General features: G+C 65.5%; 10 protein-coding genes and 1 pseudogene. 5 read left to right on the top strand and 6 right to left on the bottom strand.

What is annotated here, in order from left to right; genetic code table 11:
- Nucleotides 1-42: 42 nt before the first annotated feature.
- Nucleotides 43-891 (bottom strand): helix-turn-helix domain-containing protein, encoded by an 849-nt coding sequence (locus ACM9HJ_RS30185; RefSeq protein WP_416575527.1) that lies wholly within the window; start codon nt 889-891, stop codon nt 43-45.
- 248 nt (nt 892-1,139) lie between these two features.
- On the opposite strand from ACM9HJ_RS30185, the gene ACM9HJ_RS30190 reads away from it, so the two are divergent.
- The 4 genes from ACM9HJ_RS30190 to ACM9HJ_RS30205 all read left to right on the top strand — a co-directional run bounded on the left by ACM9HJ_RS30190 (nt 1,140) and on the right by ACM9HJ_RS30205 (nt 6,375).
- Complete coding sequence (locus tag ACM9HJ_RS30190) at nt 1,140-4,004, top strand: TonB-dependent receptor domain-containing protein (RefSeq protein ID WP_416575516.1); 2,865 nt, start codon at nt 1,140-1,142, stop codon at nt 4,002-4,004.
- A gap of 75 nt (nt 4,005-4,079) precedes the next feature.
- Nucleotides 4,080-4,634 carry a VOC family protein gene (locus ACM9HJ_RS30195; protein WP_416575517.1) on the top strand — a complete coding sequence of 185 codons (555 nt, stop codon included), beginning with the start codon at nt 4,080-4,082 and terminating at the stop codon, nt 4,632-4,634.
- Nucleotides 4,631-5,626 (top strand): fumarylacetoacetate hydrolase family protein, encoded by a 996-nt coding sequence (locus ACM9HJ_RS30200; protein ID WP_416575518.1) that lies wholly within the window; start codon nt 4,631-4,633, stop codon nt 5,624-5,626. The genes ACM9HJ_RS30195 and ACM9HJ_RS30200 overlap by 4 nt, the downstream gene beginning before the upstream one ends.
- On the top strand, nt 5,623-6,375 hold the full coding sequence (locus tag ACM9HJ_RS30205; RefSeq protein ID WP_416575519.1) for an alpha/beta fold hydrolase: 753 nt from the start codon (nt 5,623-5,625) through the stop codon (nt 6,373-6,375). Before ACM9HJ_RS30200 ends, ACM9HJ_RS30205 begins: the two co-directional genes overlap by 4 nt.
- Nucleotides 6,376-6,494: 119 nt before the next feature.
- On the opposite strand, the gene ACM9HJ_RS30210 is transcribed toward ACM9HJ_RS30205, so the two are convergent.
- The 4 genes from ACM9HJ_RS30210 to ACM9HJ_RS30225 all read right to left on the bottom strand — a co-directional run bounded on the left by ACM9HJ_RS30210 (nt 6,495) and on the right by ACM9HJ_RS30225 (nt 10,404).
- The gene (locus ACM9HJ_RS30210) at nt 6,495-7,433 is read right to left on the bottom strand and encodes a fumarylacetoacetate hydrolase family protein (RefSeq protein ID WP_416575520.1); all 939 of its coding nucleotides are present in this window, start codon (nt 7,431-7,433) and stop codon (nt 6,495-6,497) included.
- A 121-nt stretch (nt 7,434-7,554) separates the two neighbouring features.
- Nucleotides 7,555-8,013, bottom strand: coding sequence for a GlcG/HbpS family heme-binding protein (locus ACM9HJ_RS30215; RefSeq protein WP_416575521.1), 459 nt, complete (start codon nt 8,011-8,013; stop codon nt 7,555-7,557).
- Nucleotide 8,014: 1 nt separating this feature from the next.
- The gene (locus ACM9HJ_RS30220; RefSeq protein WP_416575522.1) at nt 8,015-9,235 is read right to left on the bottom strand and encodes an MFS transporter; all 1,221 of its coding nucleotides are present in this window, start codon (nt 9,233-9,235) and stop codon (nt 8,015-8,017) included.
- Complete coding sequence (locus ACM9HJ_RS30225; RefSeq protein ID WP_416575523.1) at nt 9,235-10,404, bottom strand: acetamidase/formamidase family protein; 1,170 nt, start codon at nt 10,402-10,404, stop codon at nt 9,235-9,237. The genes ACM9HJ_RS30220 and ACM9HJ_RS30225 overlap by 1 nt, the downstream gene beginning before the upstream one ends.
- A gap of 29 nt (nt 10,405-10,433) precedes the next feature.
- On the opposite strand from ACM9HJ_RS30225, the pseudogene ACM9HJ_RS30230 reads away from it, so the two are divergent.
- Nucleotides 10,434-10,730 (top strand): annotated as a pseudogene (locus tag ACM9HJ_RS30230) (hypothetical protein); the annotation flags it as partial.
- 173 nt (nt 10,731-10,903) lie between these two features.
- Here ACM9HJ_RS30230 and ACM9HJ_RS30235 read toward each other — a convergent pair.
- Nucleotides 10,904-11,116 (bottom strand): beta-propeller fold lactonase family protein (locus tag ACM9HJ_RS30235; protein WP_416575524.1); only part of this gene is annotated, 213 nt, incomplete at its 5' end.

Raw genomic sequence — 11,116 nt, forward strand, 5'->3', positions numbered from 1 at the left:
GTGACGGCCTTCCCCGGCACATCGGGAAGGCCGATGGCGCCGTCAATGAACGGCCATCATCTCCGCATCCGACGTCTGGCGGCGGAATTCGCTGGGCGGCACGCCGATATGCTGGGTGAAAAAGCGGGTGAAGTTGCTGTGGCCGGCAAAGCCCAGCTCATCCGCCAGTTCCGCCAGTGACAGATCCGTCGTGCTCAACAGCCGCGTGGCTGTCGTCACCCGGATATAATCGGCATATTGCTGGGGCGAGGTGCCGACGCAGCGGCGAAACTGTTCGAAGAAGCGGGACCGCGACAGGCCGACCTGCCGCGCCAGTTCTTCCATCTGCAGGCTACGCAGGGAATTGGCCTGCATATAGGCCAGCGCTTTGCGGATGCGGAAATCGATCATCTGCCGGCGCGGCATCAGCGATCGTTCCGCCGCGTCGCCCGCATATTGCGCCACGATGGCGTCGACCAGGTCCAGCAACAGCCTTTCGCACTGTTCCTGTGACGCCCGGTGCTGCGCCGTGATGGCGGTCGCCAGACGGGAGGCCTGGATATGCACCTCCTCTGTCAATGTCACCTGCGCATCGGCGAACAGTTCGGTCACGCGCGCCTCCGTATGGGGCAGGGCATCACCCAGCCAGTCCGGCTCGATGAACAGCGACAGGATCAGGCAGGGCGGCCCCGCGAGCTTCCCATGCGGCAGCCAGGAATTGAACAGCAGCATGGAGGCGTCATTCAGCGCCAGTTCCTTGCCATCCACCAGGAAATGCGCATCTGCACCCCCCAGCTTCAGCAGGATATTGATCTGCCGGTGGGCATGTTCCACCAGTGCCCGGTCGTTCAGGTTGACGGTCGCCCGGCCGAAACGCCCGGACAGGATCCACACAGCCTTGCCTGGTTCCATCGCGCCCAAAGGTCACCTCCCATTATTGCCAGCCGCTTCGGCGCGGTTCCTTCTTCTGCATTCAGACATAAACCCTCCCGCGCGTGATGGCGAGGGCCGCCGGATCGAAAACCGGACTTTCAGGCAAAGGCGCGGACCCCGGCATAAATAGATTGTCCAGGTCACGTGGCACATTCCCGGTGTCAGTTCACCGCAATCAGAAGCGCAAAACCAATGGAATTGCGCCGACAGCATCGGGAGGGATAGAAATGAGCATGCAGGATAACAATCAACGTTCGGGCGGCATGAAGAAATCATTCAAGGGAAGGCATGGCTTGATTTGCCAGGTCTCCCGGATTGCCCTGTTTGCCCTGGTTTCCGCCGCCGCCGCCCCGGCCTGGGCCGATCCGCAGGACCAGGGGGAGAAGCAGGCCGCCGCCCTGGATGAGATCGTGGTGACCGGCACGCGTGTCGCCCGCCAGGGCTATGACGCGCCGACGCCGACCACCGTGATCGATCAGGCCCGGCTGCTGGAGGCGGCACCCGCCAACATCGCCGATTTTGTGAACCAGTTGCCGGCCCTGGTCGGTTCCAATACGCCGCGCCGGGGCACCTCGGGCGCGGGCGCGGAGGCGGGGTCGAACTTCTTCGACATGCGGGCATTGGGTCCCAACCGCACCCTGGTCCTGCTGGATGGTCACCGGGTGGTGCCGACCAGCGATATCGGCGCCGTAGACGCCAACCTGTTGCCGCAGGCGCTGGTGCAGCGGGTGGATGTGATCACGGGCGGCGCCTCGGCGGCCTGGGGCTCCGACGCCGTGGCCGGTGTCGTCAACTATGTGCTGGACCGCACCTTCACAGGGGTGAAGACCGGCGCGCAATATGGCATCTCCAACGAAGGCGACGCCAAGTCCTTCAAGGGAGAGCTTTCCGTCGGCTCCCCCTTCGCCGAAGGGCGCGGCCATGTCATCGTCAGTGGTGAATACCATTCCGAAGGCGGGGCCGGCTTCCCCGACAGCCGCGACTGGTTCACCAGCCGCAAGACCGTGCTGAACCCCGCCTGGACACCCACCAATGGCCAGCCGCGCCGGCTGGTGGCCGACCATGTCGGCAAGTCGAACCAGACCACGGGCGGGCTGATCACCGGCCCGCGCACGGTCATGGTGAACGGTGTCAGCACGGCCAACCCGCTTTACAACAAGCAGTTCGGCCCCAATGGCGAGTTGCTGCCCTTCAATCCCGGCCTGGTGACAGGTATCCAGGCCATCGGCGGTGACAGCCAGGATGTCGGCGGGCGTATCCGTCTGGCCTTGCCGCTGCGTTACGGCACCGCCTATGGCCGCGTCTCCTACGAACTGACGCCTGATATCACGGTGTTCGGGGAGGCCGGATATGGCAAGGCGCGCAACGACGTGGTGGGCCGCGCGTTCGAGATCACCAATCAGGTGATCCGCGCCGACAATGCCTATCTGCCTGTCGCCGTGAAGCAGCAGATGACACAGTTGGGCCTGTCCACCATCAATGTCGGCCGCATGTTCCTGGACATGGGCGGCGTCAGCGGCCGGTCGAAACGGGCGCAGCAGCGTTACGTGGCCGGCGCGGAAGGCGTGTTCGGCGATGGCTGGAGCTGGGACAGCTATTTCCAGCATGGCCGCACCCATTTCTCCTTTGGCGCCTTCGACAATAACCCCATCCTGGCCAATTTCGACCGGGCTGTGGATGCCGTGGTGGGGCCGAACGGGCAGATCGTCTGCCGCTCCACCCTGACCGATCCCACGAATTTCTGCGCGCCGTTCGATATTTTCGGCGAAGGCAACATGTCCCAGGCGGCCCTGAATTATGTGAATGGCAATGCCGTGCAGAATGTCCGCTTCGGTCAGGATGTCGGCGCCTTCACCCTGCGGGGCGAGCCGTTCAGCATCTGGGCCGGCCCGGTTTCCACCGCCATCGGTGCGGAATATCGCCGCGAAAGCTATCGTTCCACCGCTGACAGCCTGTCGCTGGTCGATGCGCATTATGTGGGCAACTACAAGCCGGCCCATGGCAGCTACACGGTGAAGGACCTGTTCGCCGAAGCCGTGGTGCCGCTGGCCCAGGGCCTGCCGTTCGTGGAGCAACTGGACCTGAACGGGGCCGTGCGTTTCACCGATTATTCTACTAGCGGGTCCGTCGCCACCTGGAAGCTGGGCGCCACCTGGGATCTGGATGATCAGTTCCGCATCCGGGGCGTGGCATCCCGCGACATCCGCGCCGCCAATCTGGCGGAAAAGTTCGCGGCCGGCATCACGCTGAACCAGACCATCGACGATCCGGTCACCAACAGTTCCTATTCCATCCGCGCCATCACCACCGGCAACCGCGATCTGGCCCCGGAAAAGGCCGATACCCGTTCACTGGGCTTTGTCTACCGCCCGTCCTGGCTGGACGGGCTGTCCCTGTCGGCGGATTATTACGACATCAAGATCAAGGGATCGATCACGACGCTGGAGGCTACCAACGTCCTGGCCCGCTGCGCCGCCGGTTCCACCGACCAGTGTGGTTTCATCACCCGCAATGCCGCCGGCCTGATCACCCATATTACGCTGCTGCCGCAGAACCTGAACGCCGAACGGGCGCGCGGCATCGATTTCGAGGCGGGGTGGCAGGGCGATCTGGGCGATATCGGCCGGCTCAGCCTGCGTTCCGTCGCCAGCTATGCCGATGAACGCTCCGTCACGGCCAACGGCATCACGGTGAACTATGCCGGCGACAATGCCAATGAACAGCGCTTCCCCACGGCCGTGCCGCGCTGGCGCCTGCTGTCGTCGGCCACGTTGGACACGGGTTCCTTCAGCACCACGCTGACCAACCGCTTCATCGGCGCCGGCCATCTGCACCGGGAGTTCAAGGAAGGCGTGGATATCGACAATAACAGGGTGAAGGCGGTGTCCTATTTCGACCTGACGGCCACCTACACGCTGGGTGGCATCGGTGAACAGACGCAAATCTATGCGTCGATCTACAACCTGCTGAACCAGGACCCGCCGGCCTCTCCCAACTGGTCGACCTCCAGCACCATCCAGTCGGGCGTCAACGGCTATCTCTATGACGTCATTGGCCGACAGTTCCGCGTCGGCGTCCGCTCCAAGTTCTGATTTTCAACATTCGTCAATCGCCGGCGCCGCCATCCGGCGGCCCGGTTCGATCACCCGAAACAGGGAGATGTCCCCATGTTGTGCAAGAAATTGCACCACGCGGCCTTTCGCTGCGTGGACGCCAAGGAGACGGTGGAATTCTACACCACCGTCCTGGGCCTGAAATTCACCCATGCCATGGGGGAGGACCATGTGCCCTCCACCGGCGAATACAGCCCGCATATCCATATCTTCTTCGAGATGGAGGACGGGTCCAACATCGCCTTTTTCGAGGTGCCGCAATCCCCGCCGGGCATCAAGGACACCAACACGCCCGGCTGGGTCCAGCATTTCGCCTTCGAGGTGGCGGACGTGCCGACCCTGCTGCGCGCCAAGGCGGAACTGGAGGCAAAGGGGGTCGATGTCATCGGTCCCACCAATCATGATGATTTCATCCTCTCCATCTATTTCTTCGACCCGTCCGGCCACCGTCTGGAACTGACGGCCCGCACCGCGACGAAGGAACAGGAAGCACAGTTCGAGCGTGAGGCGATGGACGTGCTGGATCTGTGGAGCCGCACGCATGACTGGTCTCGCCGGGCTGAAGTGTTCGGGTCTTCCCATGGTTACAAGCGCGAGGTGATGCAATGAAGCTGGCAACCCTGAAAGAGGGCGGGCGCGACGGTACGCTGGTCGTCGTCTCCCCCGACATGACCCGCGCGGTGCGCGCCACCGGCGTCGCCGCCACCATGCAGGCCGCCCTGGACGATTGGGACCGCGTGGGGCCGATCCTGCATGTGCTGTCCGACCGTCTGGCCGCCGGCCCGGTGGAACGGGAATTCCCCTTCAACCCGACCATCGCCCTGGCGCCATTGCCGCGCGCCTATCAGTTTCTGGATGGCAGCGCCTATTACCACCACATGTCGGTGGTGCGGGCGGCGCGCGGGGCCAAGGTGCCCGACGATTTTTTCCAGGTGCCCCTGATGTATCAGGGCGTGTCCGATCCGATGCTGGGGCCGGTGGCACCGCTGCGCCTGACGGAGGATGATGGGCTGGGCATCGACCTGGAAGCCGAGGTGGTGATCATCACCGGTGACGTGCCGATGGGCGTCAGCGCGGAGGAGGCGCCGCGTTACGTGCGGCTGATCACCCTGTTGAACGATTATTCCCTGCGCGGTGTGATCCCGCCGGAACTGGCGCGCGGCTTCGGCTTTTTGCAGGGCAAGTGCATCTCCAGCATGGCGCCGGTCGCCGTCACCCCGGACGAACTGGGCGCCGCCTGGGACGGAAGGCTGCTGTCGGGCCGGTATCTGGTGGAGGTGAATGGAAAGCGTCTGGGAGAGCTGGAACCCGGTCAGGACGCGACCTTCAATTACGCGCAGTTGATCGCCCATGCCGCCCGCACGCGCGAACTGCGCGCGGGCACGGTCATCGGGGCCGGCGCGCTGGCCAATGCCGATCATGAACGCTATGGCAGTGGCTGCATCGCGGAGGAACGGGCGCATGAACAGTTGAAGCATGGTGCCGCCTCCATGCCCTATCTGCGCTTTGGTGACCGGGTGCGGATGGAAATGTTCGGTTCCGACGGACGGTCGCTGTTCGGCGCCATCGACCAGAAGATCGAAAGGTATCATCGCCCATGATCGGCCATCGTCTCCATGGTCGCGGTCCCCGCCATGCGCTGCTGCTGCATGGCTGGTTCGGCGACCATGGGGTCTATCGGCCGGCACTGCCGGCCTTCGACCCCGAAACCTGGACCCTGGCGCTGATGGATCAGCGTGGATACGGCCTGTCCCGTGACCGGGGCGGGCCGTTCGACATTGCCACCATCGCCGCCGATGCACTGGACCTGACCGACCGCCTGGGCTGGGACAGGGTCAGCCTGATCGGCCATTCGATGGGCGGCAAGGCGGCGCTGCGCGTGGCGGTGGCGGCCCCGGCGCGGGTGGAACGGCTGCTGGCCGTCACACCGGTCTGGGCCGGTGCGGCCCCGTTCGACGACGCGACAAAGGCGCTGTTCCGCGCGGCGGCGGGGGATGCAGGCGCGCGGGAAGGCATCATCCGCCATTCCACGTCTGACCGGCTTCCGGCCGATCTGTATCGTGAACTGGTGGCCGGTTCCTTCGCCCAATCACGCGAAGAGTCGTTCGCCGCCTATTTCGAGAGCTGGTCCGGCGATGATTTCGCCGACCGTGTCGCGGGGCTGGATGTGCCGGTCGCCGTGCTGATCGGCGAACAGGATCTGGCCATCACCGCCGATCTGGTCCGCGCCACCTGGATGGCGGTGCTGCCGGCGGCGGAACTGCTGGTGATGGCGGGGGTGGGGCATTACCCGATGCTGGAGGACCCGGCGGCGTTCGGGGCGTTGGCGGCGGGGTGGCTGGGGCGGTGAACGGCCCAGGGTGAGGAGCGGCCGTTCCCTCACCCTCCCACCGCTGCGCGGGCGAGGGAGGGGCCCAGGCCTGTCAAGGCCTGGGAGGGTGAGGGAACCAAGTTTTAAAGCCCCCAAACTCACCCCATCCGGTAAACCGGCGTCGCATCCCCCTGGATCGGGTTGCACAGCACGCCGATCCCGTCGATCTCCACCTCCACCCTGTCGCCGGGGCGCATATGCACCAGGCCGGGTGTCTTGAAGGTGCCGAACTGCCGGGACAGGTCGCGGCCATCCACATCATCCTCGGCGGGGTGCAGGGCACCCGGCGTGCCCATGGCGATCATGTCGCCGGGACGCAGCGTATAGGCTTGCGACAGATAGGCGATGGTGCCGGCCACGTCGAACAGCATATCGTCCAGCGGCGCGTCCTGGCGCGTCACGCCATTGACGCGGGTCTTCACCCGGTGGCGGGCCGGATCGCCGAATTCATCGGCCGTCACCAGCCAGGGGCCATAGCTGCCCGACGCCTCGAAATTCTTGCCCAGGCCGAACTGGCGGTTATGGTGCTGATATTCCCGCACCGACCCCTCGTTCAGGCAGCTATAGCCCGCCACATGGTCCAGCGCCCGGTCACGCGGGATATGCCGCCCGCCGCGCCCGATCACCACGGCCAGCTCGCCTTCATAATCAAAGGCGCGGGCCACATCCTCATGTGGGGCCAGGATCGGCTCCCCATGCCCGACATAGGAAGCGGCGGTGCGCAGGAACAGGTGTGGATGCAGGCGCGAGGTGGTCAGGCCCGTCTCCTCGATATGCGTCTTGAAGTTCAGCGCCAGCGCCCACAGCGCATTGGCCCGACCCAGGAAGGGTTTCAGCCGGGCATCGGCCAGGGCCTGCGTGCCCGTCCGTCCCGCCACGGCCGCCCGCACCCGGTCCAGCCCGTCCGGCATCGCCAGAATGGCGACAAGGTCGGATGGCAGGTCGGGGGCGGCGTCGGCCAGGGGGATGAAGCTGTCCGTGCCATCCATGACGCCCAGTGCCGTACCGGCGCCGGACTGATAGGCGATGATCCGCATGGGGAATTCCTTTCGTAAAAACGCCCGGCACCCGCATCGCGGGCGCAAAAAGGGGGGTGTTGCGTGACCGGCCGGTCAGGACCGGTCACGCCTGGAAATCTCTGATTGTGGGTTCAGGCGGTCAGGTGCCGGTGCTGGCGCCGATGCTTTCGATGGCCTGCTTCACCACGGCCTCATCCACGGCGGATGGGGCGCCGCTGGCCCCCATGGCGCCCACCAGCACGCCACCGATGAAGATCGGCAGGCTGCCCTGGGCCGGCAGCATCGGGGCGCCGAACCCCAGGGCGGCGGCATTGCCCCAGACCATCGGGTTTTCCTGATAACGCGCGGCCAGCGCGCCGCCCGGCTGTCCGCCCGTGGCGACGCTGGCAAAGGCCTTGCCGCGCGCCACCTCGATGGTGATGAAGGGGGCGCCGTCCATGCGACCGGCGGCGACCAGATGGCCGGCACTGTCCACCACCACAAAGGACAGCTTTGCCCCGCGTTCCCCCGCGATGCCCATGGCGGCATCGATCAGGGCGGCGGCCTGGCCATAGCGGATCAGGCTGCGCACGGGCTGTGCCTTTTCAGGAATGCTCATCTCAATTCTCCGAAGGATTGGCGGCCCGCCAGCGGGCCAGCATCAGGACGGCCAGCGCCGCGATGGCGGCCGGCACGGCAATGGCGAGATAGGTGGTGGTCGCGGGCCAGGCCAGCGCGACCACCAGCCCGGTCAGCAGTGGCCCCAGGAACCCGCCGATACGGCCGGCCCCCAGCGCGAAGCCCACACCCGTGGCCCGGATCGCGGATGGGTACAGCCCGCTGGATACCGCGATCAGGGCGCCGGCACCCGCCGACCCGAAGAAGCCCGCCGCCAGCGTGGCGACCGACAGGGTGGCCACCGTATCGATGGACAGGCCCATGGACAGGATGGCCAGTGCCGATCCCGACAGCGCCAGACACAGGGCCGTCAGCGGCTTCAGCCGGCCCATCAGTGCGCCCAGCGCCAGGGTGCCGGTGATGGCGCCGACATTGTGCAGGGCCAGCATGGAGGTGGCGACGCCCGACGCATGGCCGGCACCGGCCAGCAATGTCGGCGTCCAGAAGATGGTGACGATCAGGCTCATCCATCCCCCGAAGGAGGCCAGCCACAGCCACATCGTGCCTTGCCAGCGTCCCCGGGCGAACAGGGCATCGGCCGTGCCGCCCGTTGCCTTCGCGGCGGCAGCTTTGCCCGTCTCCCGCGATTCCGGCAGGAACCGGGCCATCACGGGCACCAGCAGCAGCGGCGCCACCCCGCCGATATAGAAGACGCTGCGCCAGCCGGCGCTGTTCATCAACTGCCCGGCCGTCAGGGCAGCCGCCATGCCACCCAGGGGAACGGCCGCCCACATCATGGTGACAATGCGGTCCCGTTTGGCGGGCGGGGCATATTCCGATGCCAGGCTGACGAAATTCGGCGTCGCCCCGCCCAGCCCGATGCCCCCCAGCACCCGGATGACGAACAAGGCCTCATACGACGGGGCGAAGGCTGTAGCGAGCGAGCAGAGGGAGAACATCACAACGGTGATCAGCAGCATGCGCTTGCGCCCGAACCGGTCCCCCATGGGGCCCAGCAGTAGGGCGCCCAGCAAGAACCCGATCTGGGAGGCGCTGAAGATCAGGCCCAGATCCTGGATGGGAAAGCCCAGGCTGACCGCGATATGCTTGGCGGTGGGGCTCAGCGCCTGGGTGTCGAACCCGTCCAGGAACCCGACGAGGGCGCAGATGATAATGACGCGGGCCGCCGATACGGGGGCGGTGGGTTGTGCGGTCGCGGTCATCACACCCCTCCTGTACGGATGGCGTTGGAAATGCGTGCCGCGTGGTCGGCGCTGAAGATCGCCTTGGGCAGCAGGCCCTGCACGGCCTTTGCCGGCTTCACGACATAGTTGGTATGGCTCTGCCGCGCGAACTGGCTGGCCCGGAAACTGCCGGCCAGGCTGGTGATGGAATACGCATCGCCCTTGTCCATGCCCAACGCCTCGGACAGCCGCGTCACCATGCGGCGCACGGCCATCACCATCGCGTCATCCAGGCTGTCGCCATAGCCCAGCACGGCCCAGTGGGTCGGCGTCTCGCCCAGGGGGCCGGGCGCGCGCACACCCTTGTGCAGTACATACTGGATGCGCAGATCCTCCATGGCCGTCTCGATGGCGGTCTGGTTCACTACGCCGTCGCCCTGTACTGCGTTGCTGTCCCCGGTCCAGAGATTGCCGCCCGCCTGCTGCACCGGCAGGAACAGGGACGTGCCTTCGCCCAGTTCCGGCATCAGGATGTTGCCGCCATAATCGCCCGTCAGGATGGCGCTGACCGGTGCCTCGCCATTGGGCTGCGTCGCCATCACGCCCTGGAATGGGGCCAGGGGCAGCCGGATGCCGGGTGCGAATTCCGCATGCCGCCGGTCGGCATCGAAGCGGAAATATTTCAGATAGGGCTTGTCGAAATCCTCCGGAATGGCACCGACACCCAGCGGCGCGGAATTCCATCCCCAGTCGATGGGGCGCAGGCGCAGCATGCGGCATTCGATCGTGTCGCCCGGCTCCGCCCCTTCCACGGCCACGGGGCCGATCAGGGAGAAGGGGCCCTCGCGATATTGTTTGCGGATCGGTTCCCGCTCCTCGAACGACATGCCGTATTTCGGCTTGTTGCCCCAATGCAGCCAGGTATCGGGATAATGGACCACATCGCCGGACCGGATGGTCAGCACCGGTTTCGCGGCGGGGTCCAGCACCCCGGACCGGATGGTCTGCGGGGTGGAGGGCAGGGTGTGGACACGGCCCAGCCGGGTGGGGTCGAACACGCGGGTTGCGTCGGCGCTGGTCTTCGCGGCTGCTGCGGCTGGCAGCAGGCCGGCGACGCCCGCAACGGCGGCGATGCGGGCCAGGGCGCGGCGGCTCAGCTTTTCGGCCGGCGGCGCAAGGGGTCTGGGTTCCTGGATGGTTTCTGTCATGCTTGATCCTCCCATGCGGGCGATCATACATGTCTGTGACTTCAAGTGCTTGCCGTGGCGTCCAATTGCTTGTCGGATCGTCCGTTGAGCTTCGGTTCCAGAATAGTCAAGAGAGCCTGAGGGCGCTTGCCGCCTGATAAGGGATCAACCAGAAGACCGTTGCGAAGTGGAAGAAGCGGAGTTGCATCACCGACTTGCCAACAGGTCCCCGGGAGGTGAAATCTACCGCCCTGACCCTGGAGGAAGAAGCCGTGATCGTCGCTTTTCGCCGGCATACGTTGTTGCCCCTGGACGACTGCCTCTATGCCTTGCAGCCAACCATCCCCAGTTGAAGGCCCATCCACACCATCAGTTCAATGGACAATGTTTCCGACACCGAACAAGCACCTGACAATTCTGCGCGCGAACAGGACGATATTATTACCTGCGTGCCCGGACTTCATCATTCGAGAAGAGTGACGGCGTTTCCAGACTTTGGAGTTTCTGCGTTGCGTCGTGATCACCTGTCACCCCCTTCCATTGACAACAGCCATGCCGCGCCATTCAGGGGGAGGGTGGCGTGAGATGGTGCGGGCGTCCCGTCGGCTCGGATCTCGAAGAGAGTGACGCAGTCCCCCTCTTCGTTTGCGACAACCAACTGTCGCTCGTGATCGACCATAAGGCAGAAGCGAGGCGAGGCACCGCCGCTCGGCATGTGCTGCATCAGGCGGAT

This window comes from Niveispirillum sp. KHB5.9, from assembly GCF_048066115.1.
GTDB lineage: Bacteria > Pseudomonadota > Alphaproteobacteria > Azospirillales > Azospirillaceae > Niveispirillum.

Bases quoted from the DNA above. Each gene is read 5' to 3' on its own strand.
- ACM9HJ_RS30200 (WP_416575518.1), top strand. From the start codon at position 4,631: ATGAAGCTGGCAACCCTGAAAGAGGGCGGGCGCGACGGTACGCTGGTC.
- ACM9HJ_RS30190 (WP_416575516.1), top strand. From the start codon at position 1,140: ATGAGCATGCAGGATAACAATCAACGTTCGGGCGGCATGAAGAAATCA.
- ACM9HJ_RS30210 (WP_416575520.1), bottom strand. From the start codon at position 7,433: ATGCGGATCATCGCCTATCAGTCCGGCGCCGGTACGGCACTGGGCGTC.
- ACM9HJ_RS30185 (WP_416575527.1), bottom strand. From the start codon at position 891: ATGGAACCAGGCAAGGCTGTGTGGATCCTGTCCGGGCGTTTCGGCCGG.
- ACM9HJ_RS30195 (WP_416575517.1), top strand. From the start codon at position 4,080: ATGTTGTGCAAGAAATTGCACCACGCGGCCTTTCGCTGCGTGGACGCC.
- ACM9HJ_RS30215 (WP_416575521.1), bottom strand. From the start codon at position 8,013: ATGAGCATTCCTGAAAAGGCACAGCCCGTGCGCAGCCTGATCCGCTAT.
- ACM9HJ_RS30220 (WP_416575522.1), bottom strand. From the start codon at position 9,235: ATGACCGCGACCGCACAACCCACCGCCCCCGTATCGGCGGCCCGCGTC.
- ACM9HJ_RS30225 (WP_416575523.1), bottom strand. From the start codon at position 10,404: ATGACAGAAACCATCCAGGAACCCAGACCCCTTGCGCCGCCGGCCGAA.
- ACM9HJ_RS30205 (WP_416575519.1), top strand. From the start codon at position 5,623: ATGATCGGCCATCGTCTCCATGGTCGCGGTCCCCGCCATGCGCTGCTG.